Raw genomic sequence first — 26,914 nt, 5'->3', positions numbered from 1 at the left:
AAAAATAAAAACCTCCAGTTTAAATACTAGAGGTTCCTTCTTTATTTCTGCAATCGTTCAATAAAATCGTTCAATTTATCAAGTGATTTCATATTCTGATTACAAGCTACACCATCTTTGCAAATATAGTTTCCCTTTTTCACAAAGGTTCCTGGTACATCACCTTTAATTTCAACTAAAAACATCCCAACTTCTTCATGTCCATGACATAATGAACAAATGCTCTTTTTATTTAAGCTCTGGAACGTTCCTTGCAGACCAACAAACTTATTTTTATCATTTTTCGCTATTATAAATTTCCTGCTTGACCCTTTATCAATCCAGCTTAAATAAGATAATTCTTTCATGTTCAGTTCTTCCATATCAGGAAGTTTTAATTTTTTCGCTTTAGGAAATAATTTTTTTAATGTTTGCGCTGTAACTTCCTGAAACGGAATGACATACGGATTTATTTTCAGTAAAAACGATTCTGCATCTTCTCTATTTTGAACTGTTAATACGGTATCAATTAACTCTTTCTGTTCATCCGTTAAATTCTCAAATACATGTATTATCTTTTCAATCGCTAGTGATTTTAACGCTTGAATTACACCTCTATCATTTGCAGTTGCGTGCCCATTTGCTAAAATATAAGCTTGTGATTTTATAAAATTATATTGATCACTTCTAATAAAAGCTTCCATCTTTATCACTCCATACAAATTGTTGATCTAGTCTTATTGTATACAATGATTCAGCTTTTTGATATGTAAAAGATAACTTAGAAACGAATATTACATACATCGATTATATTTTACCGCTCCATTTCCTGACAAAAGAAACCATCGTCTGTTTTCCATTCAGCATATAATACATCCTCAAATTTAGTAATCCCTCTTTGCTTTATTTGCTTATACAGCCATCCTTCATCAAAACCAGCTTCCCTCAAATTATCTTTCACTACTTTTCCATCACTAATTAATGAAATTGGTAAGTATACAGGCTTATGTTTTAAACTTAAATCATTTATAGTAGGAGATTCATATTTGCTCTTTTTCAGAACGCTTATGTTTCCGTTAGGTTCCAAAATCATATATTCAACTTCTCGAATTGAAAAAATATCTTTTTGCTGCCTAAGCATTTGTTGTAATTGATTAATATCTAAATGATTTGAACTTAATTGTTCTCGGTCAATTTTTCCATTACGGATAATAATTGAAGGATACCCTTCAAAAAACCTTCTTGTTCCTCTTATTTTTTGTGTTATCACTTCTATTGAATAAATTAAAATTACCCAAACAAATACTGAATATAAAATAAACCACACTTTAATTTTAGGATCATATATTGAATTTCCAACGAGCTCACCAAGGACGATAGCTGAAATAAAATCAAAGGGGGTTAGCTGAGATATTTGTGTTTTCCCTAGTATTTTTGTAGCAATTAATAGAACAAAGAAACCAATTAAAAGCTCTATCGTTATTTGTCCAATATGATTCATAAATGCTCACCTTTCTGCTTTTCACTCAAATGTTCTATATTCTATTTAGTAAAAAAACGACACATTTTTCTATTATTTTGTCCATTCATACGCAATATATCCAATAGATACAAAGCAAAAAAGAGTCTAGTTCAATTTAATAATTGAACTAGACTCTTTTATTTTTATTTAGAATACACGATCTTTTTAATCGTTTCTCCGGAAAGAAAATGCTCCTCCGCAAGTTGATGAATGGAAATTCCGCTTTTAAACGCTTCTTTAATAGCTTTATTTCTTTCATCTAATTGTTTTCTTCCTCCAGATCGTGTACCCCATTTATAATGTTTCGTTTCTTGTTTTGGAATGTAAATTGTTTCACCTTGTATATATTTTTGAATTTCAATAATTAAACTTTCTGGTAAAACCGTTGCAGCTTTAACGTATTTCATTTCTGCTCGCCCCTTATTTTTTATGGTTCATTTCAATAAGGTGCAAAGCCAAATATAAAAAATGATACGAGCTCATTTAGGCGATTGTATATTACTTGTCTACCTCACGCAAAGTATCGCCATTTCCATACTTGGCTTTGCATGAGACGCTGCAGTGTCCGGCAATTGAATTGTAATCGCCATATAAACACCTCCTAATATACCTTTTGCATTTTATTATATGATAAATTCCTCCCCCTTGCATCCACATCCTTTTTAAAGCATGAAATTACTTAGTTTGATATAATACTTTTTAGTCCAATTCAAAAATATAGTGAGGTTGCTTTATGAAAAAGAAAATAAGTATTACAATCGTTACATTATTCATTATTACTGTAGCATTATTTGGAACATACAAATTAATGAACGCAAGAAGTTTTCAATTGTTTGGAGATTTAACAAACCGAGTAGAAACAAATGAAAAAGTGATTGCTTTAACTTTTGATGATGGTCCTACGAACAATGTAAAACAAATATTACCGCTACTAGATACATACAATGCAAAAGCTACTTTCTTTTTAATCGGAAATGAATTAGAAAAAAACCTATCGTTAGGAGAAGCTATCGTACAATCTGGACACCAACTTGGAAACCATACATATTCTCATAACAGAATGGTTTTTAAAACACCTTCTTTTATTAAAGAAGAAATAGAAAAAACGAATTCATTAATCCGCCAAACGGGATTTACAGACACAATTGACTTTAGACCACCAAACGGAAAAAAGCTAATTGGTCTACCCTATTATTTAAATAAAAACAATATCGAAACAATTACATGGGATCTTGAACCTGATACTTTTTATAAATCTGCTGCTGATAAAATTGAATATGTTAATAAAAATGTACAACCAGGTTCTATCATTTTACTGCACTCTATGTATGATGAGTCTAATGAAAATTTACAGACCATCGAAGGTATTTTAGATTCTTTATCTAAAAAGGGCTATCAGTTCGTAACAGTAAACGAACTGCAAAAAAGAGCAAAGTAAAAAGGTAGCGTATCATAGAGCGATACGCTACCTTTCTTTTTAAATAATGCCAAGTACATTTAAGAATACGATAATAATCGCAATTGGTGCGATAAAGCGAAGTAAGAATAACCATAATACGAACAGTTTATAGCCTTTATTTTTACTTACACCAAGCTCTTTCATTAATACATCTTTCTTCATTTTTAAAGGAACAAAGATGGAAACTAATAAAACACCAAGTGGCATTAGTACGTTACTCACTGCATAGTCCGCTAAATCAAAGATTGTCTTTCCGAAAATTTTCAGATCACTTAATATACCAAATGATAATGCTGATGGTACTCCAACAACGAAGATTAATAAACCTACGATTAAGGCCGTTTTTTCACGTTTGCCTTTACCTTTTGATGTTAACGACGCAACACTAATTTCTAGCATAGAAATAGCAGATGTAATCGTTGCGAAGAAGAACAGCAATAAGAAAATAACGAAGAATACTTTTCCGAACGCCATTTTACTGAAAATAGCAGGTAATACGATAAATAATAATCCTGGTCCTTGAGATGGTTCTAATCCAAATGCAAATACAACTGGGAAAATTGCAAGTCCTGCAAGTAATGTAATTACTAATGTTAAAGCTACGATAGAAAATGCTGAACGCGATAAACTTTCTTCCTTCGGTAAGTATGAACTATATGTTACCATTACTGCTACACCGACCGATAATGAGAAGAACGATTGACCCATCGCATATAAAATAACTTCTGATGTTACATGTGAGAAATCAGGTTGTAAGAAGAAACGAACTCCTTCTCCCGCGCCGTCTAATGTAAGGGCACGAACAATTAATACAAAGAATAAAACGAATAGCGCTGGCATGAAATATTTATTTACTTTTTCAACACCGTTTTGTACGCCTTTACTTACGATAAAAATAGTAATAAGAATGAATAATAACTGTGCTCCTACTGCTAAATAAGGATTGGAAATGATTTCACCAAACGTAGCTTCGTATGCGCCATTTCCTTCCCATAGTCTACCTGTAATTGCATTCCATAAGTATAATAAAATCCATCCCCCTACAACACTGTAGAAAGAAAGTAATATGAAACAAGTTATAATCCCTAATTTCCCTAACCATGGCCATAATGTTTTGGGTGCAATTTCTCTATATGCATCAACAGCCTCTTTTTGTGTACTTCTTCCGATAACGAATTCAGCTAATAATAGCGGTAAACCAATTAATAATGTGAAACCGATGAAAATAAGGAAGAACGCCCCGCCTCCTCCGATGCCGGCCATATATGGGAATTTCCAAATCGCCCCAAGACCAATTGCTGAACCTGCTGCAGCTAATACGAAACCTAATTTCGATGTCCATTGCTGTGAATTCATTTGTTAATCTCCTCTCTGTCTCTTTTTCTTTGTTTCAGTTCAGTATTTATATTGTTCTATCAATACTCTTTTCTAATACGTTCACTTCCTCCCTAATAATAAAAAAAACGCCCCTACGTAAATACGTAGGGACGACAAAAATATCGCGGTACCACCCTAGTTATGAAGATACAACAAAGTTAGGACCTAAATAAAAAACGTCCCTACGCAAATACGTAGGGACGATAAATTATCGCGGTACCACCCTAGTTATGAAGCCACAACAAAGTTAGGACCTAAATAAAAAACGTCCCTACGTAAATACGTAGGGACGATAAATATCGCGGTACCACCCTAGTTGTGAAACAATCTTCACCACTTTATTTGATAACGGTATAAACTACCGTCTTTCATTTCCTCACAATGTGAGATTTATGAAAGATGCTCCAGGACGAACTTCATGAATAATCTATATACTGATTCACACCAACCATCAGCTCTCTGAAATAGGGAGATATTCACTACTATACCCTTTCATTGCCCAAATATTATTTTCCGAATTGATTACTATCATTTTTATCACACATTAAAAATAGTGTCAACTTATATTTTGAATTTTTATGTATTACGTTCTATTTAAAAAATGTAAAATATGACTTTTAAATGAATAATATTAGAATATTTATGTTCCATACTATATTAACTTCTCTAACAGGTTTATAGTAGTATACGATAAATGCAAGACAGCACGAGTAGGAGGAAAGAATTTTGTCTACTTCAAAAGTTTTAAAAGGTACTGCTTTATTAAGTGGTGCAACAATGATTTCACGTATATTAGGTTTTATATACTTCTTCCCTTTTCAACTATTAGTCGGAACACAAGGGGTCGCTTTATATGGATATGCATACTCTTGGTACGGTATTTTATTAAGCTTCTCAACAGCTGGTATTCCTATTGCCGTTTCCAAATTTGTTGCAAAGCATAATGCGCTCGGTGATTATAGTACAAGCAAAAAATTATACAACTCTAGCGTAAAATTAATGTTGTTTATGGGCTTTTTAGGTTTTTTAACTTTATTTATTGGAGCACCATACATATCACAATTTATTATTCGCTCGAAAACGCCAGATCCACAATTTATCGCCGACGTAACACTTACGATGCGAGCATTAAGTTTCGCACTTATTATCGTACCAGCTATGAGTGTTACACGTGGCTATTTCCAAGGTTTTCAACATATGAAACCAAGTGCCGTTTCTCAAGTCGTAGAACAAATTGCGCGCGTGGTTTTCATTTTAGTTGGTAGTTTTATCGTTTCAAAACTATTAGGGGGTTCAGTCGCCTCTTCTGTTGCAGTTGCTACGTTTGGCGCTGTTATCGGAGCGCTTGCCAGCGTTTCGATTTTAATGCTGTACTGGAAAAAATATAATAGATTAAAGCCTCCCGAAGGAGAATTAAAGTCAAGGGCATCGAATATTCCATTAAAAAATATTTATATGGAATTACTTCGATATGCAATCCCAATTGTATTTGTCGGTATTGCAATTCCACTCTACACGTTAGTAGATCAATATACTGTAGCTGATGTCCTTAGGGCGATGGGCGAGCCGTTAGAAACAGCGAATGCAGTTTTCGCTTATATAACGAACTATGCCCAAAAGTTAATTATGATTCCAGCTTCTCTTGCAACTGGATTCTCATTAACGATCATTCCGGCTATAACGAAATCGTATACAAGCGGGAAACTAGAAGAACTACAAGAACAAATTGCAAAGATATTTCAAGTCTTATTATTCTTCACTATCCCAGCTGCATTCGGTCTTGCTAGCATCGCTTACGATGCATTCCGTATGGTTTATGTAAATCCTGAAATTGCACTTGGGGGATCACAATATTTAATTTCATTTGCACCTTCTGCTATATTAAGTGCGATTTTCACAGTTTCAGCAGCTATATTACAAGGAATCGATTATCAAAGAAAAACGATGATCGCTTTCTCAGTCGGTATTCTCGTTAAAGTTTTAGTAAATACACCGCTCTTACATTTATTTGGCGGACACGGTGCTGTACTTGGAACAATTCTTGGATACCTCGTTTCCAATGTTATTATGTTGTACTGCATCATTAAGTTTGCGAAATTTAAAATTGGTGAGACAGCAAAAACAGTACTTCTTATTACAATTTACTCCGCTGCAATGTCTGCTGTTGTAATTGCATTAAAAGCGATTTTAAAATGGATGATTCCTGGACAATCCTATATGGAATCACTTCTCATTGTCTTTATATGCGGCGCTGTAGGAGGGATTGTTTATCTTTTATTCGTCCTAACGAGCGGACTTGCTTCACATATTCTCGGTGATAGACTTCAACGATTACCCATACTAGGTAAATTAGTCAAATAAAAAGAAGGGAGGTAACTCATTGTTACATCCCTTCTTTTTTACTTCGCATATTGTATACGTTTTTGTTGTTCAGTAATATGTAATTCTGGAGCATATTGTTGTACTAAATGTAATAGCTCTTCAATTAACACTTCTAACTCCTGTACACTATACTCCGGTTTCCCTATTAACGTATTTGCCATACGCTCGTATAGATTTTCAGGCTTAATAATCATTCGTTCCACATTATGTGACATCCATTTAAATGCCGGATGATGTACATACATTTTATTCAAACCAAATAAGACCCCAAATATATTTCTTTGCACTTCACAAATAACATCATATAACATAAGCCAGTCTTTTCGTTTTAAAAGCGCCTCTCGATTATGCCAGCGATTACTTAACCAAAGATTTTCTGAAATCATCCGTTTCGCTAGGTCTTCTGGATATGCCACCACTCTATCTTTTAATTCATGTACTTTCTCTTCTCCATACAAACTAACACCATCATGAACGGATGATACGATACATTGTTTTTCATAACTTATATCATATTGATCCACCACATCCGAAATAACTTTCTCTACAGTTTCAGTTAAAAAGTTACTAATCTCTAATTTAATTCCCTCTTTTGTCAAATACGTTTCCGACCATTCTTCTTCCTCGTAAGGGTGATATGACAAAATTGTTCCACCAATATAGTTAATTGGCCCTTTGCGATCCTCATCCTCTGGTGGCATTGACCATAAAATATGCAATTCTATATCTGAATGTTCATCTTCTAGTTTTCTAGCTACTGAACCCGCTAAAATAATAGTCTCTACTTTCGGATTTCTCCTATAAATCTCCGACATTTCTATTGCTTTCTCTTTTAATCCCACTTCATTTCCCCCTATAATTGCAGTACACAGTTACCTTTTCATTTATCTATTTCGATATTATGCATTGTATTCCCTTTTCAATGTCCCACTAAATCATATTTCTATCCAATAACGCTGAACAATTTCCCCAGTATGAACAGAAACTACTTCATCTTCTAACATACCGCCAACCTTTTGAATCGTTTTAGCCGAAGCGATATTAACTTTATCGCAAGTTATTAACACTTTCTGTAACCCTAACTTTTGTGCTTCATCTAATGCAAGTTGTAGTTGTTTCGTAGCGTAACCTTGACGACGTTTATTTGGATGTACACTATAACCGATATGACCGCTTTCCAGTAATAATTCTTGGTTTAATCTATGTCTAATATTCACAAAACCTATAAGTTCCCCTTTTTCAAAACTTAAAAATTGACTAGACGGTACTCGATTACCTTGTAAGTTTTCTTCCACTTCTTGTATACTCACTTTTTCAAACCATTTATCGAGAGAATCAAAATTTTGTAAAGAACTACTACCATGTGGTTTTTCATCCGTATGTAAAAATGCCTCCCGATACTCTATAATTTGTTCGCTATATTCATTTGTTGGTTTTAATAGTTTCATTGTCATTCTCCCCCCTCTTTACAACCTAAAACAAACAGCTTAATCGTGACAATTTCACGATTAAGCTGTTTCTATCAATTTCATTCAAATAATCCCATACTCAAATAACGTTCTCCTGTATCAGGTGCAATACATAAAACTCTTTTACCAACGCCTAATCGTTTCGCTATCATAATTGCTGCGTAAACAGATGCTCCAGAAGATGGTCCAACTAATAATCCCTCTTGTCTAGCTAAGTTTCTCATTGTCGTTAAAGCCTCTTCGTCTGCAATTTGAATAATTTCGTTATACACTTCTGTATTTAAGTTTTTCGGTATAAACCCTGGACTTGTTCCTACTAGTTTATGAGGACCTGGAACACCACCTGATAAAACGGGAGATCCTTTCGGTTCTACTACTGCAATATATAAGTTTGGTAATTTCTCTTTTAGCGTTTCCCCAGTCCCTGTAATCGTCCCACCAGTTCCTGCCGTTGCTACAAATGCATCAAGCTCACCATCCATTTGTTCATAAATTTCAAGTGCAGTCGTATAACGATGAATATTCGGGTTCGCTGAATTTTCAAATTGTTGCGGAATAAAGCTATTCGGAATTTGCTTTTGTAGTTCTAACGCCTTCGCAATTGCTCCTGGCATTCTTTGTTCTGCTGGTGTTAAAACTACTTCTGCGCCGTATGCTTTCAATAAATTTATACGCTCTTTTGACATATTGTCTGGCATAATTAAAATCGCTTTATACCCTTTCGCAGCTGCATTCATCGCTAAACCTATTCCTGTATTACCACTTGTTGGCTCAATAATTGTATCTCCTGGTTTGATAAGACCATTCTCTTCTGCAACGTGCAGTAAATTATAGGCAGCACGGTCTTTCACACTGCGTGACGGGTTAAACATTTCTAGTTTTACATACACATCTGCTGCGTCTTCTGGAATAAATTTAGATAATCGGACGACAGGTGTATCTCCTATTAATTCTGTAACATTTTCACATAATTTCATAGTGCATCCCCTATTCTATCGTTTTCTTATCACTTGGTAATAACCACGAAGTAAGTCCAATTAATGGTAGGCAACTACATAGTAACATAATGAATTGTAGACTATATATGTCCGCCAATTTCCCAAGAACTACAGAACCTAAAGCACCGAGTCCAAACGCAAGACCTACAATTAATCCAGATACCATCCCTACTTTTCCAGGAACAAGCTCTTGCGCATAAACAACAATTACACTAAAACTACTTGAACTAATAAAACCGATACATAAAAATAGCGGTACGACCCACACGAGCGAAACGTGAGGTAATAAAAGAGCAAGTGGCGCCGAACCTAGCATTGAAAATACAATAATTGTTTTCTTTCCAAATCGATCTGCTAACGGTCCCCCAAAGAAAGTTCCTAATACACCGGCAATCATAAATGCGAATACGAAATACTGGGCATTTTTTATAGATAAACCGTAATGCTCAATTAAGTAAAATTGATAAAAATTCCCGATACCAGCACCGTACCAAGAACGCACAAAAGTAAGAAAAACAAGAAGTACAATAACAAATTTAATATGTGTACTTACAATCGCATTTTCTGCCTCAAGCGCAGCCCTCTTTTTCCTTCTCACAGCGCCAGTCGCTAATTCATTTCTATACCAATTTGATACGAAAATTAATAATACAATTCCTACTGCTGCAAAGGCTGTAAAACCTAAAGAACCAATTTGGCCGAGCGGAACGAAAATTAGCGCTGTAAAAATAGGAGCTAAGGAATTCCCTGTATTTCCTCCAACCTGATAAATCGCTTGTGCTAAACCTCGTTTTGCACCAGCTGCCATATAAGCAACTCGAGCACCTTCTGGATGAAAGACTGCGGAACCTAATCCGATAAATAAAACAGAAATGATAACAATAATAAAGTTCGGTGCAAATGCAAGTCCAATCATTCCAAGCATACTCGAAAACATACCGAGCGGTAATAAAAATGGTGATGGCTTCTTATCTGAATACATACCAAAAACCGGCTGCATAATCGATGACGTCATATTTAATGCAAACGCAATCCATCCTACTTGCATATAAGATAAATTCATCGTTTTTTCCAAAATAGGAAACAATGCCGGCACGACTGCTTGCATCGAGTCATTTAAAAAGTGACCGAAACTAATCGCAAATAGAATTCGATATACCGTCGGTGTTTCCATTGTATTTTTTTTCGAAACTGCCTGCATATATGTATTTCTCCTTCCTGTACAAAATATATATTTATTACAGCAAGTGTAATAAAGTAAAACTTTAACCTCGATAAATTCTGACTTTTGAAACATTTCTATTCTATACTGGTTTCATTTCTTTTTCCAGAAATATCACTTCTTACATAATATATTTTTTCTATAAGTTTTATCGGATTTATTTATAGAAATTTTCTATATTTTCTTTTATACTAGGACAGAGATGAAGGAAAGGATGACAACTATGAAGAAAAAAACTAAAGGAATCGTTGCACTCTCAATCACATTATCTATGTTTTTAACAGCATGTGGTCAAAAACAAGAGGCAACAACTACCGGAGAAAAGAAAAGAGAATCTTCAAAACAAGTATTAAACATTGTAGAAGCTGGGGAAATTTCTACACTTGATTCATCTATCGCAACTGATGGGTTTTCTTACGCTGCATTAAACAACGTAATGGAAGGATTATATATGCCTGGCCCTGACAATAAACCTGTTCCTGCAGCAGCTGAATCATACAAGCTGAGCGAAGACGGAAAAACATATACATTTACATTACACGATTCAAAATGGTCAAATGGTGATCCAGTTACTGCACATGATTTTGAATATGCATGGAAACGTGCTGTTAATCCAGAAACTGCTTCTGAATACGCACATATTATGTTCGATATTAAAAACGCAGAAAAAATAAATAAAAAAGAATTACCAATTGACTCATTTGGTGTAAAAGCAATTGACGATAAAACGCTTGAAGTACAGTTAGAACACCCTGTTCCATACTTTTTAGGGTTAATGGGATTTGCAACATTTTATCCTCAAAACAAAAAAGTTGTAGAAGCGCAAGGGAAAAATTACGGACTTGAAGCTGCAAATGTAGTTTATAACGGGCCGTTTCAATTAAGTGAATGGAAACATGATACAAGTTATAAAATGTCAAAAAACCCGAACTACTGGGATAATAAAAATGTGAAGTTAAGTGAAATTAATGTAAATATCGTAAAAGATACTTCCACAGCCGTTAATTTATTTGAAAGCAAACAAGTAGACCGAATTACGATTAATTCAGAGTTTGTTGATAAATATCAACAAGATCCGAGCTTAAAGAAAATGGAACGTCCTTCTATGACATTTTTCCGATTTAGCCAAAAGAATCCTTTATTAGCAAACAAGAATGCTCGAAAAGCTATTTCGCTCGCTTTTGATAAACAAGGAATCGCAACAACGATTTTAAATAATGGTTCTATACCTGCGAATGCATTTGTTCCGAAAGGATTCGTAAAAGGACCTGATAATAAAGATTTTCGCAGTACAAGTAATGTAAAAGTAGGAACAAATGTGAAAGAAGCTAAAACACTATGGGAAACTGCAAAAAAAGAAACAAACTTACAAAACGCTTCACTTTCAATCATAACAACTGATGAGTCTAACGATAAAAAAATTAGCGAGTTTTTAAAAGGTGAATTGGAGAAAAACTTACCTGGCTTAAAAATCACATTACAGCCCCTTCCAGTAAAAGCATTTTTAGATCGTGAAGGAAATGGTGACTATGAAATTTCACTTTCTACATGGGGACCAGATTATCCTGATCCTACAACATTCTTAAATATGTTTGTCACTGACGGACCGTTTAATAAGATGAGCTATTCAAACAAACAATACGACGAATTAATTGAGAAAACGAGCTCTACTTTAGCAACTGACTTACCAGCACGTTGGAAAGCGTTCCAAGATGCAGAGAAAGTCTTACTGGAAGATGATGCAGCTATCGCTCCAATCTTCCAATCAGGCCTGGTATATTTAGAACGTCCAACAGTAAAAGGTGTTGTTATTCGTCCATTTGCAGGAATTTATTCTTATAAGTGGGCCTCTATTACAGAATAAGAAAAAGGCGATCCTAACATATATTAGGATCGCCTTCTTTATTAAATTGCAAAACGCTTATACTTTTCGTAATCACTCGTCTTACATTCTACTTCTAGTTTTGTACCTTCGTTTTCATAACTTGTAGATAAAACGTGCGCATGATTATTGAAATAAGAAACTACCTGTCCTTGATCATACGGAATTAACATTTCACACTTCGTATACTCTTTATAGATGTGTGAACGAATCATTTCGACAAGCTCTTCTATCCCAACATGTTTCTTCGCTGATAAATAAACGCGGTCTTCTTGTACTTTCGGAATTTCAACATCTACCATATCTGATTTATTATAAGCATAAATGGTTGGAATATTTTCTACTCCAATTTTCTTTAACGTTTCATTTGTAATGTCAATTAACTGTTCGTAATTTGGGTTCGCGTAATCTACAACGTGAATAAGTAGGTCTGCTTCCGCTACTTCTTCTAACGTTGAACGGAATGCTTTCACAAGGTGATGCGGTAATTTGCTTACAAATCCAACTGTATCTGTTAATAGGAATGATTTGTTATCTGGCAAATCAATATTTCGCACAGATGTTTCTAGCGTCGCGAATAACATATCTTTTTCAAATACTTGTTTTTCTTCTGTACCATTGTAAATTTCAAGCATTGCATTCATCGTCGTTGACTTTCCGGCGTTCGTATAGCCTACTAATGCTACAACTGGTACTTCATTTTTCTTACGTTGCTTTCGCTGCGTTTGACGCTGGGCAACAAGTGCTTCTAGATCTTTATTTAAAACTGAAATCTGTTCTTCAATTTTACGACGATCTAACTCTAATTTCTTCTCACCGACACCTTTATTTTTCGTACCAACTCCGCCGCTCTGTCTTCCTAACGATTCACGAAGACCGATTAAACGTGGCATCATATACTGAAGATGCGCTACCTCTACTTGCAACTGCGCTTCTTTCGTTTTCGCACGTTGCGCAAAAATATCTAAAATTAATATGGTACGGTCAATTACTTTGCAATCTAAATCCGCTTCTAAATTTCGAATTTGAGAAGGAGATAATTCGTCATTAAAGATTACCATATTCGCATCTACTTCATTTACATAGGCTGCTACTTCTTCAATTTTTCCTTTTCCAATATAATGTGACGGATTTACTCGTTGTAAATTTTGCGTCACTTGCCCAATTACCTCTACATCACAAGCTTCTGCAAGATTTGTTAACTCTTCCATCGAATACGCAAAATCATCTTCATTACCTAAATTTACTCCAACTAAAACAGCTCTTTGTAATAATTCTTCCATATATTTATTCCTCCATTTCGATTACGTAAAATAAAAAACACAGGTTACTGCCTGTGTTTTCGTAAACGGATAAGGGTTCACCAAAGAAATAGGAGAAAGCTATACTTTCATCCTATCTCATAGTCAATAAGTCCCAAAATCATATACGCATCCACAATAAGTGTTCACCTATACGATCCCATTCTATTTATAAAGGCAAAACAAAAAGAGGGCGTATTCGTCCCTCCCTCTTTTTCACATATAAGCTTAATAAAGGGTTCCTTTAAAATAGGCAGACCAATCCCGTTCACTCTGCACACAGACAGAGCCTTTGAGCGCTATTCAATTATTGGCACAAAGTATTGAGACGTAATCTGATTAAGATCAAAGGAAGCCCTTCCGTTCATTTTAAGTTACATAAAGTGTAGCATAAGTAATTCGCTTTCACAAGATTAAACCACCTATAGAAATAGAAAGAAAATCTTTATATATTTACTTTAATCGTCATTTTTTGCGCGTTCTTCTTACAATAGAAATCACAACAGCTACTATCAATAACAGGCCTATAGAAAGAGTAACAACTTGCCACCAGCTTAAACCGTTCAACTTGCCACCTTTTAAATCGACTTTCTTCGTCGGAACAGATTCTTTTGCAATTTGACTTAAAACCACTTTGTCCGCCCCTGCCTCATCTAATCTCTTCGTTCCACTGCACATAGATGTCTCTAACTTCCCTTCTCCTCTATTAGAAGCAAAGACTAAATACTCTCCTCCCTCCCCAAAAGGAAACGTACAGCTACTAAAACTTGTATATATAATAATTTGCGAAGAGCTTGTCCCTTTCCAAATTTTCTTCACTTCAAATAACATTTCCATTTTTCCATCCTTCTCTTGAACCTCTAATACCTTACCTTCAAACACTACATCCGTTTTTTGTAACCTCTCTTCCGGTGATGCTTTCATACACTCACAAGCGTAAGACTTCTCTGGTAAAATAAAATAAATAAAGCTACAAATTAAAACTAGAGACAATACATATACGATTCTTTTCAAGAATCTCAAACCCCTTTATGATCAATTTTAGAAGCTTTCCGTATATTATTTGGACATCACTCCTCAAATCCATTTTCGTTTTATTAAAATATATCGATCTTAATAAAACGAAAAATCTTAATTGACATTTTTATAACCTGATAATAGTATCAGGTTATAAAAATAAGTTAGGAGATGTTCCTATGCATTCTAAATCTCGTATTACTGCAATTGGTACTTATGTTCCAAATCAAATATTATCTAATAACGATTTAGAGAAAATGATTGATACGAACGATGAATGGATTGTACAAAGAACAGGAATGAAGGAAAGACGAATTGCGAGCAAAGACGAATACTCTTCACACTTAGCCATTCAAGCAATTGAAAATTTATGTACAACTTTTAAAAAGAACTTAGAAGATATAGACTGTATCATCGTCGCTACAACAACCGCTGACTATGTTTTTCCTAGTGTCGCGTGTCAAATACAACAACATTTCAGCATACCTCATACAATAGCATTTGATTTAAATGCAACTTGCGCTGGTTTCACATATGGCTTGCACGTTGGGAATAGCTTAATCACTTCTGGATCACACGAAAAAGCACTTGTCGTAGCAACAGAGACATTATCTAAAGTTACTGATTACACCGATAGAACGACTTGCATTTTATTTGGCGATGGTGCTGGAGCTATTTTATTAGAAAGAGATGAAAACAAACCGAGCTTTATTGCTGCTCACATGGGAACAAATGGTGCTGGTGGCATTCATCTATACAGAACAAACTTATCTACTACTATGAATGGCACACCACTGCAAACAAATGAAAAAATCGTACAAAATGGAAGAGAAGTATATAAATGGGCAACACGCACGGTACCAGCAGGTATAAAAGAACTATTACATACTGCAAATATGCAAATGGATGATATAGACTGGTTCATTCCCCATAGCGCTAACTTACGAATGATCGAATCTATTTGTGAGAAATCTCAAATTCCAACACAAAAAACATTAACGAGTGTGGAATTTATGGGGAATACATCTTCCGTCTCTATTCCACTTGCACTAGATTTGGCTAGAAAAGAAGGAAAATTAAATAATGGAGACACACTTTTACTATACGGATTTGGCGGTGGGCTTACTCATTTAGGGCTTATTGTGGAGTGGGATTTAAACTAAAAGTTTTTTATACAATTCACTACAAAAAAGCTGCATTCAAAGATTGGTTACCTCCCTTTGAACGCAGCTTCTTTTATCTTAACTTTATTTACCTGTCCGAGCCCATATCACAACAGGAATGAGCATGAAAGCTAACACTCCTCCAGCTAATGACAATGCCGCATAACTTGAATTCGCCACTACCATACCTGACATCGCTCCACCTGAAGCTCCAGCTAGCGCAATAAACACATCTATTTTCCCTTGTGTTTTTGCACGTGTGGAAGGTATAGTTGCATCAACAATTTGAGCAGTACCACTTATTAAACCGAGGTTCCATCCTAATCCAAGTAAAGACAAAGCAACAATTAATAGTATTAAAGAATCACTCGGCGCTATTGCAGCTATGACACCTGCCGCTAGTAAAATTACTCCGCCAGCTATACTCATCGTAGTTCTTCCAATTTTATCAATTAACATTCCTGTAACGAGAGAGGGAAGATACATTGCACCTACATGAAAACCAATCACAAGCCCTACTGCACTTAATCCATGACCGTGATGCCCCATATGAACTGGAGTCATCGTCATAATTGCAACCATCACGATTTGAGTAAGTATCATTACGATTGCCCCAACTGTAATACCTCGTTTATTTTCTGTCGCTTCTTCTATTACTGGTTGCCCTTTATATATATGCTCTTGTTTATATGTTTCTATCATATTAGCAATAAGTAACGGATCTGGACGAAGCATAACAAATAGAACAAGACCCGCCAGTATAAATGCCGCTGCTGATAATATGAACGGACCAGCAAGTTCAGGAATTCCAATTGAATGAGCAAACCTTCCCATTACACCTACTAAATTTGGGCCTGCGACTGCACCAAAAGTCGTCATTACCATTGTAATACTAATAGCAGTTGCTCTTTGCTTCTTATTCGCTAAATCCGTTCCAGCATAACGCGCTTGTAAATTCGTAGCTGTGCCCGCGCCATATATAAGTAAAGAAACTAGTAAAAGAATAATACTATTTGTTAAAGCTGCCCCCACAACTCCGATAGCCCCTAGTCCGCCTACTATAAAACCTGCCGAAAGCCCTATACGGCGACCATGTTTTTGCGATAATTTTCCAACAAAGAAAGCCGCTACCGCAGATCCCATTGTAAACATAGCTGCCGGTAATCCTGCATATGCATCTGTCCCAAGCATTTGCTGCGCAAGAAGTGCACCTACTGTAATGCCAGCAGCTAACCCTGCTCCGCCGAACATTTGTGAGATGCTGACGATTATTAATGTTCGTTTGTATAATTGTTGCTGCTCGTCTTCTGTATACATACGATTACTTATTGAAACACCTGCTGTATCTATCATTTTCTCACCCTCTCTATAAAACTAATCCCCCTTGTTAATGTACTATAGAACAACAAAATCCCCAAATTTATAACTCTTAAATTTATTCATATTTTATTGCTCCTCCACTTCAAATAATAATCCCCTAATTTTTAACACTTTTCTTCTGCATTATTAAAGCTAAATAATATAATGCGAAACTACATAACATATGATTTTATATAGATACCGTAGTAAATTTATTGTTTCCAAACAATGATTAAAGTGCGATTGATTATAAATAACACTGCAAGAATAATAGCAAAGGTTATTTGATCAACAGTATATAGAGCAACAGAGCTAACTCCAAACAATATGATTTCTAACATAAACCTATATGGTTCTGTCAATTTTAATGATGCTTTAGGTGCAATGAACCGCCCCCATATTATCCCAAAAAGTAGTGGTGAACCAATACCAAAAACATATTTCCCATATACATCCCCAAAAAATTGAAAGCCCCAATAACATAGTGATGCAAGAGCAAATAATTCTATAAAAATCTTGTCACCAGATTTATATGTTTTATAGACATATTATAAAGCCCACCTTGAAAACATATGTAGAATCCTATAAAAATAATATTATGCATCCTATATTTGAACTTGATACGTACCTATTCATTGTATGTAAAAATACTTATTCATACTATTCAGTTCATCTTTGATTTTGGCTGATAATGAATGAGAGTAAATACTTAATGATAGTGACACATATGCCTATAAGCACAAAGGAAAGAACTTCGCCATTCACGTTTCGTCCGTGGAGTTCTTTCCTTTGTTAATAACCAACTTTCAATAATTAGAGTGAAATTCATATTTAGCCTATTTCCCTTACAATCCCCCTACTATCCTTTTTTCCCTTCTTTTACTTAAAGCCTTTCCTTCCCAAAATAACAAACTTACTAAAGCAAAAACTAAGATAATCGGCACACTTACTTTATATAAATCTGTAAAACTCATTGCCATCTGATTTTGAGCATAGTGATTCACATCATTCGAAAATGCGAGTACCTCTTTCTTTATATTTCCCTCTTGTTTTTCAACTTCTTTTGTCACTTGATTCATAACTTCTTCTCTTTTTACATCTCTATATTCTACTGGAATTTCTCTTAATACTTCATCCACTTTTTGGTGAATTAATGCATCTTTTTTCTCTTTATTTAACCCTACAAATGTTTTATTTTGATGCTTTTCTACACTTGGTTCTATACTTTGGTTCTCCATTTTTTCTTTTGTTACTTGTAGTATTTCAGCTTGCTGTGAGCTATCCACATGAATATTATGCACTTTTTCTTCTGCATAACGATATACATTCTCTTTATTTACAGCTAAATTATGCGTTAAGTTAGATACAAATATTGCAACTGCTAATACAATTCCTACTTGCCGCAACATCGAGACAACACTTTGAGAAGCGGTTAATAATTCCCCTTCAAACGAAGAAGCACTTAAAACTGTAATTGGACCTACTACTAAACCATACCCAACACCTAATATCATACATGGAATAATAATTTCTATATTTGTTGAATTAACATCAATCATTTGCAACCAATAATAAGATAAGCCCATAACAAGAAAGCCTGACAAAATAATAGTTACTTTTCCAAGTTTTTTAATTAAAGTTGCTGCAACTGGTGAGACAAAAAATATCATCGCTGAAATAGGTGTCACTAAAAAAGCTGCTTCAATTTCCGTTCGGCCTTGTATTTTCGTCAAGAACGTCGGAAGCAATACAGTAACTCCAATTAAAAATAAATTACTTAATATGACAACGATAGACGCTCCGACAAACATTCGATCTTGAAATAACTTTAAATTCACCATTGGATTATGAATCTTTCGTTCTACTAAAACAAATAGAATAAGAGAAATAGTGCTAATTGCATAACAAGACAAAGCAATATTACTTTGCCATCCCCATGTATTGCCTTTTACTAATATGAGAGTAAAAGAAAAAATTGCTGTGCTACTTAATAGCAATCCTATCCAATCTATTTTTGAGATAATACGTTCTTCATTTTTTATTTGTAGCATAAAGCAGCATAAAATGATTCCAAGAATACAAATTGGAACATTTACGAAGAACACCCATCTCCAACCGAAATTTTGTGTAATAATTCCACCTATTACTGGTCCCATCGCAGCTGATAGTCCTTGTGTTACGCCTAAAATTGCAAGTGCAACATGCCTCTTAGCTAATGGCATAGCTGATACACCAATTACCATACTAGTTGGAAATAAAATCGCTGCGCCTACACTTTGTACAAAGCGAGAAAAGATAAGAAAATCGCCCGTATTAGCAAAAGCACAAAGTACTGACCCGCCGCCAAAAATGATCAAACCAAGAATATACATCTTTGCTTTCCCAAAAATATCAGCTATCCGCCCTAGCGGGATAGCGAGTACTGCTATTGTCATTGTATAAACATTTAATACCCAAGACATCTTCTCTAGTGAAGTATTTACACTCGTTTGTATCGCTGGTAAAGCTATATTCATAATTGTCGTATCAATCATACAAAGAAATATACCTAAGCACATTAAAAAGACAATCTTAATACCCTTTGATTGCTCCATGTTCATCTACCCCTTTATTTATTATGAACGTGTTTTTCATTCTTCCATTTTATCGTGTTCTTTTGCTTCTAGTTGCTCTAGTTTTCTTTTCAATGTCTCTACTTGAGCACTATACGATGCAATACCTACATCGAGTGAAATTTCCTCAACAAAAGTAATACCTTCTCTCCACTTTTCATATTTCAAACGAAGATCCGCAATATATGCTTCTTTCCTTTCAATTTCGTCCGCAATCCATTTTTTTATTGCCTTGTCATCGCTATAATTACCGAAATACATCCTCATTAAAAAATCTGAACGTAAAACATCTTTCTCTACATCTGTTTGCATGTACTGATAAAACTCTTCACGCCCTTCATCTGTAATAAAGTACATTTTCTTATTCGGTTTCCCTTCTTGCATAATAACCTCTTTCTTGATTTTCCCCTCTTTTTCCAACTGTCGTAACGTTGGATAAATCATTCCAAAACTCCCATCAAAGAAATGAGTAAATACGTCTTCAAACACAATTTTAATATCATAACCAGACATTTCTTTTCCCATTAACAAGCCTAAAACAACATCTCTTCCCTTCAAAATAAAACCTCCATACTGTATATAATCAATAATCATATTAACAATGTTAATATGATTATTGATTATATACCTCATTCCGTTAATTGTAAAATGTTTCTAAATAAAAACACCCTGTAATTTTATTATCTAAAATTACAGGGTGGCTCTACTTTATATTTCATATACAAGCTTTGTACTATTTTACAACTTCATCTTGAATAGTTTCAAAGCCTTCTGTCTTTCCATCTTTTATTTCATAATAATACGAAGGTAATTCTATATTATGTTCTAAGAGGTAATCCTCAATTAATGAAATAATAACTTTCAACGTTTTCAAACGTGCGTATAATTTATCGTTACTTGCGATAATTTGCCATTTCGCATTTGGCTTATTTGTTTTTTCAAACATGTCTTCCATTGCTTCAACATACTCGGCCCACTTTTCACGATTACGCCAATCTTCGTCTGTAATTTTCCATCTTTTCAAAGGGTTTTTCTCTCTATCTTTAAACCTCTTTAATTGTTCATCTTTACTAATATGATAGAAGAACTTCCCGATTATATAATGATCATCTGTTAATAGTTTTTCAAAATCATTTATCTCATCAGACGCTCTCGTCCACTCCTCCTTTGTAGCAAAACCTTCAACACGCTCAACTAACACGCGGCCGTACCATGAGCGATCAAAAATAGTAATTTGCCCGTACTGAGGAAGTTTTCGCCAGAAACGTTGCAAGTAGTGTTACCGTTTTTCATGAGGTGCTGGTGCTCCGATTGGATTTACTTGAAACCCGCGCGGATCAAGATGTTCCGTCACTCGCTTAATTGCTCCGCCTTTTCCAGCCGCATCCCAGCCTTCCATAACGAGCATAACTGCGATTTTTTCTTCTTTTACTATTTGCTGCAATGCTAATAAGCGCCTTTGATATTTTTCAAGTTTCTTATTGTACTTAGATTTCGATTCAATTCTTTTCGTTACATCTACGTTAGCAAGATATCCATTTTCCATAAAACAAATCCCCCTTGTTGTATGACAATGATATTTTAACATAATATTGGAAAATTTTCTCATCAGAAAAAACTGTGTAGAAAAATCTCTACACAGTTTTCATAAAGAATACAGCAGTTAATTTTCGCATTTAAAATGTAAATTACATTCATGAGGGTCATAAATATCACCTTACATTATATGGTATATACTCACATAAAGAGAAGATACTAATAAATAAATCCGTTACAGAATGGGAGCTCTCTAAAAATGAAAAGAAAAATTTTCTCTCTCTTTGCACTAATCTGTTTCGCACTACCAATACAAGCAAGTGCTTACACATTTCAATCACTACCAATTGAATCAAAGTCAAAACAGTGGTATATCGAAATTGATAAATCTCATAACGCAAACAAGCAAGCAGCGCAGCCAAAAAAGGGGGTATATGATACATATAGTTTACTCATAAAAAACATCGGTAATGATGTATCAAATGTATCAGTGGAAATACTTGATAACACTCCTACCTCTAAAGCTATTTTTAATCCTACTACGTTACATAGCAACGTTTCTAAAAGTCAGACAAGCTCTGACTACATCGTATTCCCTTTAGACTTTAATAGCCATAATTTTAAAGTCGTCATTACTTGGGAAGAAAGAAATTTCTCATACAACGGTCATCCGGTAAATGAGGGGGAACAAATGAAACAAACATTTGTGTTTAATGAAGAATAAGCCCTAATTTGATTAGGGCTTATTCTTCATTTATAAAACCAGATTGAATCGCTTCCGTCACTTCTTCTGTAATTTCTAGTTCTGTTGCTTCCGTACTAATTTTCTTGTCCCAAATATGTACGGAAGGCTTTTCGTTACAAAGATGTTTTACTAATACTAGTTGATTATATGTTAGCTTATTTTCTCTATGGGTGGCGATATAGACTGTGAAATTTTTTGCTTCAAAGACCTTTTCATGCAAAGTGTATTGGCTGGCCAATTCCTTTATTACTATATCTTTCAAGTTTCCTATAATCATATAAGTCGTTCCCCTTTCCCTTATATCATTAATCAAATCGTCGAATACGTGGTACACATAACGCTATTCCAATTGTTACAAGTACTAAAATAGCTAGTGTTATAATCGTTATCTCGCACCTATGACAGTAGCTAACCATCTTTATCGAACTACCTAAAGTCGAAAGTAATTGCCCAATCCACAAAAATTTAAAATGTGGTGACGCTTTAACCGGCAATATCAATTTACCAACATGACTTACATTTTTCTCTGTTCATATTTCTCCTTGCATACCTCTCTCCTCTTTTCAAATTTAGTTAACGGAAAATTCAAACTTTAATACCTTTAATTATATATGAAACTGTTAAATTATTGGCAAAAATATAAAAAGGTGTTTTCATAAATGAAAACACCTTTTTTGTCTATAATTTTAAGTTCTTCTTCAATGTCCAATATTTTTCTTGAGTATTTTCAAGTGAAAATTCTACCCAACCGTTTGGATCTTCACGATATACAGTTACTTTCTTACCATTTTCTAATTTTCCAACTTCATTTTGTATAATATTTGGTACACTCTTAATTGTATAACCAAATGGATATGGCACTTGATAGTAAGAACCTACTAATTGAACCGTAGCCGTTGCATCTTTTGCATAATCTTTATATGGGATGTCTTTTCCTAATGCCTCTACATTTAATGTATTAGGATTTTTCGGTAATCGTTTTACATTTTCATAATCTTTCTTGTTAAACGGTTTAATACGCTCCATAATATTAGCGATTTTGCCAGCCCATTCTTTATCTGTTGCATACTTTTCATTCATAGCAGGTAATGTGTAACCATTAAAATGATTAGCACCTTCTTCTAAGTAGTTCTTCCTTACATAATCAGCATTGTAAGAAATACTTTCCTTGTATGACGGTAAATATTTTGCATATGCAAATGGGTCACGGTCATATGCTCTTAAGCCAAATAAATTATGTTTACGATATGCAATTTCTGATTTACCGTACGCTGATTCTAAGATTGCATGTGCAGCTAAATATAGTGCGCTCACACCATACTCATTTTGTGCTTGAATAAAATCTTTACCAGTTCCAATAAGTGGACTATCCGAATGAGATTTTTTAATGAAATTATCAATCTCTAGTGCCGTTACGTTAGATGGCAAAGTTACGTCTAGATTAATATACGATGGCTGTTCAACAGGAACATCATTTTTAATTTTCATCGCTTTATATAATAATTGCGCATAGCTTTCACGTGTTAATATACCTGATGGATCAAATCCTCCCAGTCCATTTCCTACCGATACACCATTGGATTGCAATGCACTAATTGCTTCTTTTGCCCACCAGTGTGTTGCATCTATATCATTAAATGTATGTGGTGCTTTTACTTCTAATTTAAATGCTCTTTGCAAAATAACAGACATTTCAGCACGAGTTAATGATTCTTTCGGTCTAAACGTCCCTTTACCATCACCTATGAAAATCCCCATATCTGTTAATACCAAAATTTCTTTTGGGAACATCGTCGTTCCTGCGCTAATATCAGAGTATGGATTTTTATAATCGCTTTTTAATTCTGGTTTTAATGCGCGATACATTAATGCTGCTACTTGCTCACGAGTTACAACATCTCCAAAGCCAAATTTACCATTATCGTAACCTGCAATAACCCCTTTTGACGTTAAATCAGTAATCGCTTCAAGTGCCCAATGATTTTTCGGAACGTCTGGAAATTCTTTTGTAGATGCAAACGAAGTTGCTGGAGCCAGTACTACTTGAAGTGCGACTGTCACTGCTAACACATTAGAAATAACTTTTTTCATAAATTGTTTAACACGTTTTCTATATGCTTATACCGTGTTAACTTGCCTCCCTTTATCGTATAATTTTCCCTATTAAACTAACAAACTCTTAATTAGTCAACAGTAAAAGTATACGTGATAAAAATAAACTAATCTACCATTATTTTATTCATAATCAGCATAATACGATATATCTTTCTATTTCGATATAAAATTACAAAAACTTACATAAAAAGCCCACCTCTATATAGACGATGGACTTAACAATCAACATTGTTATTTCGTTAAACGAGATTTTGAAACATCAAAACCTTTCCACTCATAATAATCTAAAATACCCGCATAAATTGCCTCAGCAGCTATTTGTCTTCCAGATTCTGAAGCTAACTTCTCATAATCCGCGCTGTTATCTAAAAATGCTAGCTCCGTTAGTACTGCTGGCATCTCATTTTCTCTTAGTACATAAAAGTCTTCTGGTTTCACACCACGATCTCTTGTATCTAGAGCTTTAACTAATCGCTTTTGTATTTTATCAGCTAACATATAACTATCTTTTTCACGCTCAGTTAATTCTTTCTTTTCAGATCCTTTATAATAAAAAGTTTCTGTTCCATGTCCATCATGTTTTTGAGAAGCATTTGCATGGATACTTACAAAAATATCTCCATTATGTTCTTTCGCGAAATCCACACGATTTTTAAGGTCTTCTCCTTGTTTTTCACCAAGACGAATATCTGTTTCACGTGTTAACATCACACGGAATGGAGTATGTTTCTCTATTAAACTTTGTAATCTTTTAGATGTATCTAATACAATATCACTCTCATGTAATCCTTGTGTTGCTTTCCCAGGATCTGTTCCTCCATGACCTGGATCAATAATAATCATCTGTTCTACTAAAGGATTGCCTATTTTAAGTGAATCAGCCTTTGCAATAAACTGTGCTGCTTCTGCTTTCGTTACAGTTTTCTTAGGCTCCCACTTCTCACCAGTACCAAGAGAGATGCCTAATTCAACTAGGATGTTCGCTTTTTCTTTACCCCAATTTAATGTTTCTAAATCTTTGAATTTAGTTGCTGGAGTACCATTTACTTTAGAATCTAATTTGTAAGCTTCTACAAGAAGAGAGGCCATTGAAACTCGGTCAATTTTCCCAGTTGGGTCAAAGACGCCTGGGCCTTTCCCTTTAACAACACCAGCTTTTTCTACAGCTGCGATGAATGGAGTGTACCAATCGTTTTGAGAATCACCGAAAGATGGTTTAGCATTTTTATCGATTGGTAAGTTTAAGATTTTAGCCATCATTGTAGCTGCTTCGGCACGAGTGATTTCTTTTCCAGGCTCGAACATTCCTTTATCGTTACCTGTAACTGCACCTTTCTCTACTAAATAGTAAATAGAATCTTCTGCCCAATGTTTAGCTATGACATCTGGAAATTTTTTTGTTTGTGCGAAACTACTAGATGAATAAGATAATATACTAGCTGCGATTAATCCTGCTGCGATTATTCTATTTTTCATAGAATATATTCCCCTCTCAAGTACAATGTTTTTATGTAACAGACTCATTATAGTTCTGAAAATTAGTAATAGTCAATTGTAATTTGTATAATTTTGTATTATTATTGTATTTTTTGTCATATTTAACTATAATTAAAAACTATACGGTTTTATAAGAGGAGAGATTCATATGAGCAACAATTGGAAAGATATAGAACACCGTATGTATACAATGTGTATGATTCAGCGGAATAACGAAGTATTGCTAATACAGCGCCCCGATCATCTAGGATTCCCTGGTTACATCGCTCCTGGCGGAAAAGTAAATTTCCCAGAAAGTATCGTTCACGCTGCTAAACGAGAAGTAAAAGAAGAAACTGGATTACTTGTTTCAAATTTAACTTTTAAGGGATTAGATGAATACGTAAATCCGAAAGAAAACGTTCGATATATGGTATTTAATTATTGGACAGACTCATTTGAAGGCGAACTTCTTATGAATCCTCCTGAGGGCGAATTATTATGGGTGCCAATTGATACAGCATTAAATCTTCCTATGCAAGATTGGTTTAAAGAGAGATTCCCATTATTTTTTGAAAAAGGTACGTTTGAAATTCAACGTGTTTGGGACCGAGACTTAGATAAACAAGTTGCTATGACAATTACGCATACGTAAAAAAGCTTAGTATCTCTCCAAGCTTTTCTTACTTCTCCTCTATTTTCTTAATTTCATAATCAATTTCTAAAAACTTAACTCCAAATATCCACATTCTATGATTAGCTTCTAGTATATGATCCGTGCGCTCTTTTATAATAAAAGTCTCTGCTAACGGTAAACGTATTGTAAAGAAACGAGTATGCAAATAAATCCCCTCATCTCCCTTACCATTGCTTCTCAGCTTACTAGTAATGATTAAATCATTACTCTTATTACATAATTTCAAAATCCCTGTCATATTCGAATATGGTAAAGGTAATGTAATATTCATATATGTCTCGTTCATATATGTATGCTTTGAGTAAAGAGCTACAAAAATAGATTCTCCTGCTTCATTTTTTCTTAGCCAAGCCCTTACATTCTCCCTTCCATCTTTCTCATCTATTATCCCAACGATAGAGCCATGCATCGTTTCCCACTTACCGCCCATTCCTAAATGTATTTGTCCTACACACTTACTCATTTTCTCATAGCAAAATGCAACCGGACGAAACCAACGAGCCCACTTAATATGCGATTGTAACTCTGATGCTAGTCTAAATGATAGACACACCGAACAGAGAGTTTATACTAAAAACAAATAAACAAGTTCGAGGTGTCTTA

General features: G+C 34.6%; 22 protein-coding genes, 4 pseudogenes and 1 other annotated feature. Of the genes and pseudogenes, 6 read left to right on the top strand and 20 right to left on the bottom strand.

The window, feature by feature from the left end; translation table 11 throughout:
• Window positions 1-41 precede the first annotated feature (41 nt).
• The 3 genes from JDS99_RS16470 to JDS99_RS16460 form a co-directional block, all read right to left on the bottom strand.
• A complete protein-coding gene (locus tag JDS99_RS16470) occupies window positions 42-683 on the bottom strand; it encodes a FusB/FusC family EF-G-binding protein (RefSeq protein ID WP_199695374.1) in 642 nt (213 codons plus the stop codon).
• A gap of 110 nt (window positions 684-793) precedes the next feature.
• Window positions 794-1,480, bottom strand: coding sequence for a DUF421 domain-containing protein (locus tag JDS99_RS16465; RefSeq protein WP_199695373.1), 687 nt, complete (start codon window positions 1,478-1,480; stop codon window positions 794-796).
• Window positions 1,481-1,644: 164 nt separating this feature from the next.
• The gene (locus tag JDS99_RS16460) at window positions 1,645-1,908 is read right to left on the bottom strand and encodes a CD3324 family protein (protein WP_087983052.1); all 264 of its coding nucleotides are present in this window, start codon (window positions 1,906-1,908) and stop codon (window positions 1,645-1,647) included.
• 326 nt (window positions 1,909-2,234) lie between these two features.
• Here JDS99_RS16460 and JDS99_RS16455 point away from each other — a divergent pair, with 326 nt between their 5' ends.
• Window positions 2,235-2,939 carry a polysaccharide deacetylase family protein gene (locus tag JDS99_RS16455; protein ID WP_199695372.1) on the top strand — a complete coding sequence of 235 codons (705 nt, stop codon included), beginning with the start codon at window positions 2,235-2,237 and terminating at the stop codon, window positions 2,937-2,939.
• 39 nt (window positions 2,940-2,978) lie between these two features.
• On the opposite strand, the gene JDS99_RS16450 is transcribed toward JDS99_RS16455, so the two are convergent.
• The gene (locus tag JDS99_RS16450; RefSeq protein WP_199695371.1) at window positions 2,979-4,316 is read right to left on the bottom strand and encodes a sodium-dependent transporter; all 1,338 of its coding nucleotides are present in this window, start codon (window positions 4,314-4,316) and stop codon (window positions 2,979-2,981) included.
• A gap of 303 nt (window positions 4,317-4,619) precedes the next feature.
• Window positions 4,620-4,842, bottom strand: a binding site (T-box leader).
• A gap of 221 nt (window positions 4,843-5,063) precedes the next feature.
• On the opposite strand from JDS99_RS16450, the gene JDS99_RS16445 reads away from it, so the two are divergent.
• On the top strand, window positions 5,064-6,698 hold the full coding sequence (locus JDS99_RS16445; protein WP_088062983.1) for a putative polysaccharide biosynthesis protein: 1,635 nt from the start codon (window positions 5,064-5,066) through the stop codon (window positions 6,696-6,698).
• Between the two features lie 38 nt (window positions 6,699-6,736).
• Here the strand turns inward: JDS99_RS16445 and JDS99_RS16440 are convergent, their stop codons facing one another.
• The 4 genes from JDS99_RS16440 to JDS99_RS16425 all read right to left on the bottom strand — a co-directional run bounded on the left by JDS99_RS16440 (window position 6,737) and on the right by JDS99_RS16425 (window position 10,387).
• Window positions 6,737-7,561: a DUF4037 domain-containing protein gene (locus tag JDS99_RS16440; protein ID WP_199695370.1), complete on the bottom strand. Its 825-nt coding sequence runs from the start codon at window positions 7,559-7,561 to the stop codon at window positions 6,737-6,739.
• Window positions 7,562-7,654: 93 nt separating this feature from the next.
• Window positions 7,655-8,167 carry a GNAT family N-acetyltransferase gene (locus tag JDS99_RS16435; RefSeq protein WP_087983247.1) on the bottom strand — a complete coding sequence of 171 codons (513 nt, stop codon included), beginning with the start codon at window positions 8,165-8,167 and terminating at the stop codon, window positions 7,655-7,657.
• A gap of 80 nt (window positions 8,168-8,247) precedes the next feature.
• On the bottom strand, window positions 8,248-9,165 hold the full coding sequence (cysK, locus tag JDS99_RS16430; protein ID WP_088062980.1) for a cysteine synthase A: 918 nt from the start codon (window positions 9,163-9,165) through the stop codon (window positions 8,248-8,250).
• Window positions 9,166-9,175: 10 nt separating this feature from the next.
• The gene (locus JDS99_RS16425) at window positions 9,176-10,387 is read right to left on the bottom strand and encodes an MFS transporter (protein WP_199695369.1); all 1,212 of its coding nucleotides are present in this window, start codon (window positions 10,385-10,387) and stop codon (window positions 9,176-9,178) included.
• Between the two features lie 244 nt (window positions 10,388-10,631).
• Between JDS99_RS16425 and JDS99_RS16420 the strand changes: the two genes are divergently transcribed.
• Complete coding sequence (locus tag JDS99_RS16420) at window positions 10,632-12,272, top strand: peptide ABC transporter substrate-binding protein (RefSeq protein ID WP_199695368.1); 1,641 nt, start codon at window positions 10,632-10,634, stop codon at window positions 12,270-12,272.
• A gap of 41 nt (window positions 12,273-12,313) precedes the next feature.
• On the opposite strand, the gene hflX is transcribed toward JDS99_RS16420, so the two are convergent.
• Together hflX and JDS99_RS16410 are read right to left on the bottom strand one after the other, a co-directional pair.
• Window positions 12,314-13,573, bottom strand: a complete 1,260-nt coding sequence (hflX, locus tag JDS99_RS16415) for a GTPase HflX (protein WP_061673188.1) — start codon at window positions 13,571-13,573, stop codon at window positions 12,314-12,316.
• A 483-nt stretch (window positions 13,574-14,056) separates the two neighbouring features.
• Window positions 14,057-14,605 (bottom strand): cobalamin biosynthesis protein CbiN, encoded by a 549-nt coding sequence (locus JDS99_RS16410; RefSeq protein ID WP_141542719.1) that lies wholly within the window; start codon window positions 14,603-14,605, stop codon window positions 14,057-14,059.
• Between the two features lie 182 nt (window positions 14,606-14,787).
• On the opposite strand from JDS99_RS16410, the gene JDS99_RS16405 reads away from it, so the two are divergent.
• Window positions 14,788-15,771, top strand: a complete 984-nt coding sequence (locus JDS99_RS16405; RefSeq protein WP_199695367.1) for a ketoacyl-ACP synthase III — start codon at window positions 14,788-14,790, stop codon at window positions 15,769-15,771.
• Between the two features lie 84 nt (window positions 15,772-15,855).
• Here JDS99_RS16405 and JDS99_RS16400 read toward each other — a convergent pair whose 3' ends face one another.
• The 5 genes and pseudogenes from JDS99_RS16400 to JDS99_RS16380 form a co-directional block, all read right to left on the bottom strand.
• Window positions 15,856-17,124 (bottom strand): MFS transporter, encoded by a 1,269-nt coding sequence (locus tag JDS99_RS16400; RefSeq protein WP_199695366.1) that lies wholly within the window; start codon window positions 17,122-17,124, stop codon window positions 15,856-15,858.
• Between the two features lie 218 nt (window positions 17,125-17,342).
• Window positions 17,343-17,677: pseudogene (locus JDS99_RS16395) on the bottom strand (YrdB family protein).
• A 298-nt stretch (window positions 17,678-17,975) separates the two neighbouring features.
• A complete protein-coding gene (locus JDS99_RS16390) occupies window positions 17,976-19,724 on the bottom strand; it encodes an MFS transporter (protein ID WP_088062973.1) in 1,749 nt (582 codons plus the stop codon).
• A 36-nt stretch (window positions 19,725-19,760) separates the two neighbouring features.
• On the bottom strand, window positions 19,761-20,300 hold the full coding sequence (locus JDS99_RS16385; protein ID WP_088062972.1) for a PadR family transcriptional regulator: 540 nt from the start codon (window positions 20,298-20,300) through the stop codon (window positions 19,761-19,763).
• Between the two features lie 175 nt (window positions 20,301-20,475).
• Window positions 20,476-21,288, bottom strand: a pseudogene (locus JDS99_RS16380) (polyphosphate kinase 2 family protein).
• 249 nt (window positions 21,289-21,537) lie between these two features.
• Here JDS99_RS16380 and JDS99_RS16375 point away from each other — a divergent pair.
• Window positions 21,538-22,002 (top strand): hypothetical protein, encoded by a 465-nt coding sequence (locus JDS99_RS16375; protein WP_088062970.1) that lies wholly within the window; start codon window positions 21,538-21,540, stop codon window positions 22,000-22,002.
• A gap of 19 nt (window positions 22,003-22,021) precedes the next feature.
• Here the strand turns inward: JDS99_RS16375 and JDS99_RS16370 are convergent, their stop codons facing one another.
• The 4 genes and pseudogenes from JDS99_RS16370 to JDS99_RS16355 all read right to left on the bottom strand — a co-directional run bounded on the left by JDS99_RS16370 (window position 22,022) and on the right by JDS99_RS16355 (window position 25,614).
• Complete coding sequence (locus JDS99_RS16370; RefSeq protein ID WP_088062969.1) at window positions 22,022-22,300, bottom strand: hypothetical protein; 279 nt, start codon at window positions 22,298-22,300, stop codon at window positions 22,022-22,024.
• A gap of 133 nt (window positions 22,301-22,433) precedes the next feature.
• Window positions 22,434-22,571 (bottom strand): annotated as a pseudogene (locus JDS99_RS32025) (MFS transporter); the annotation flags it as partial.
• Between the two features lie 130 nt (window positions 22,572-22,701).
• On the bottom strand, window positions 22,702-24,114 hold the full coding sequence (locus JDS99_RS16360; RefSeq protein WP_199695365.1) for an S-layer homology domain-containing protein: 1,413 nt from the start codon (window positions 24,112-24,114) through the stop codon (window positions 22,702-22,704).
• 255 nt (window positions 24,115-24,369) lie between these two features.
• Window positions 24,370-25,614: an N-acetylmuramoyl-L-alanine amidase gene (locus JDS99_RS16355; RefSeq protein ID WP_088062968.1), complete on the bottom strand. Its 1,245-nt coding sequence runs from the start codon at window positions 25,612-25,614 to the stop codon at window positions 24,370-24,372.
• A 169-nt stretch (window positions 25,615-25,783) separates the two neighbouring features.
• Between JDS99_RS16355 and JDS99_RS16350 the strand changes: the two genes are divergently transcribed.
• On the top strand, window positions 25,784-26,269 hold the full coding sequence (locus tag JDS99_RS16350; protein ID WP_088062967.1) for an 8-oxo-dGTP diphosphatase: 486 nt from the start codon (window positions 25,784-25,786) through the stop codon (window positions 26,267-26,269).
• 28 nt (window positions 26,270-26,297) lie between these two features.
• Here the strand turns inward: JDS99_RS16350 and JDS99_RS16345 are convergent.
• Window positions 26,298-26,837, bottom strand: a pseudogene (locus JDS99_RS16345) (YndJ family protein); the annotation flags it as partial.
• Window positions 26,838-26,914: the final 77 nt, after the last annotated feature.

Source organism: Bacillus cereus group sp. N6, from assembly GCF_016483705.1.
Lineage (GTDB): Bacteria > Bacillota > Bacilli > Bacillales > Bacillaceae_G > Bacillus_A > Bacillus_A wiedmannii.
Note: the sequence above shows the minus strand (reverse complement) of the source record. Positions and strands in the feature narration are given on the sequence as shown.

Bases quoted from the DNA above. Each gene is read 5' to 3' on its own strand.
- JDS99_RS16405 (WP_199695367.1), top strand. From the start codon at position 14,788: ATGCATTCTAAATCTCGTATTACTGCAATTGGTACTTATGTTCCAAAT.
- JDS99_RS16420 (WP_199695368.1), top strand. From the start codon at position 10,632: ATGAAGAAAAAAACTAAAGGAATCGTTGCACTCTCAATCACATTATCT.
- JDS99_RS16450 (WP_199695371.1), bottom strand. From the start codon at position 4,316: ATGAATTCACAGCAATGGACATCGAAATTAGGTTTCGTATTAGCTGCA.
- JDS99_RS16370 (WP_088062969.1), bottom strand. From the start codon at position 22,300: ATGATTATAGGAAACTTGAAAGATATAGTAATAAAGGAATTGGCCAGC.
- cysK (WP_088062980.1), bottom strand. From the start codon at position 9,165: ATGAAATTATGTGAAAATGTTACAGAATTAATAGGAGATACACCTGTC.
- JDS99_RS16375 (WP_088062970.1), top strand. From the start codon at position 21,538: ATGAAAAGAAAAATTTTCTCTCTCTTTGCACTAATCTGTTTCGCACTA.
- JDS99_RS16460 (WP_087983052.1), bottom strand. From the start codon at position 1,908: ATGAAATACGTTAAAGCTGCAACGGTTTTACCAGAAAGTTTAATTATT.
- JDS99_RS16350 (WP_088062967.1), top strand. From the start codon at position 25,784: ATGAGCAACAATTGGAAAGATATAGAACACCGTATGTATACAATGTGT.
- JDS99_RS16360 (WP_199695365.1), bottom strand. From the start codon at position 24,114: ATGAAAAAAGTTATTTCTAATGTGTTAGCAGTGACAGTCGCACTTCAA.
- JDS99_RS16435 (WP_087983247.1), bottom strand. From the start codon at position 8,167: ATGAAACTATTAAAACCAACAAATGAATATAGCGAACAAATTATAGAG.
- JDS99_RS16400 (WP_199695366.1), bottom strand. From the start codon at position 17,124: ATGATAGATACAGCAGGTGTTTCAATAAGTAATCGTATGTATACAGAA.
- JDS99_RS16455 (WP_199695372.1), top strand. From the start codon at position 2,235: ATGAAAAAGAAAATAAGTATTACAATCGTTACATTATTCATTATTACT.
- hflX (WP_061673188.1), bottom strand. From the start codon at position 13,573: ATGGAAGAATTATTACAAAGAGCTGTTTTAGTTGGAGTAAATTTAGGT.
- JDS99_RS16355 (WP_088062968.1), bottom strand. From the start codon at position 25,614: ATGAAAAATAGAATAATCGCAGCAGGATTAATCGCAGCTAGTATATTA.
- JDS99_RS16465 (WP_199695373.1), bottom strand. From the start codon at position 1,480: ATGAATCATATTGGACAAATAACGATAGAGCTTTTAATTGGTTTCTTT.
- JDS99_RS16470 (WP_199695374.1), bottom strand. From the start codon at position 683: ATGGAAGCTTTTATTAGAAGTGATCAATATAATTTTATAAAATCACAA.
- JDS99_RS16425 (WP_199695369.1), bottom strand. From the start codon at position 10,387: ATGCAGGCAGTTTCGAAAAAAAATACAATGGAAACACCGACGGTATAT.
- JDS99_RS16390 (WP_088062973.1), bottom strand. From the start codon at position 19,724: ATGGAGCAATCAAAGGGTATTAAGATTGTCTTTTTAATGTGCTTAGGT.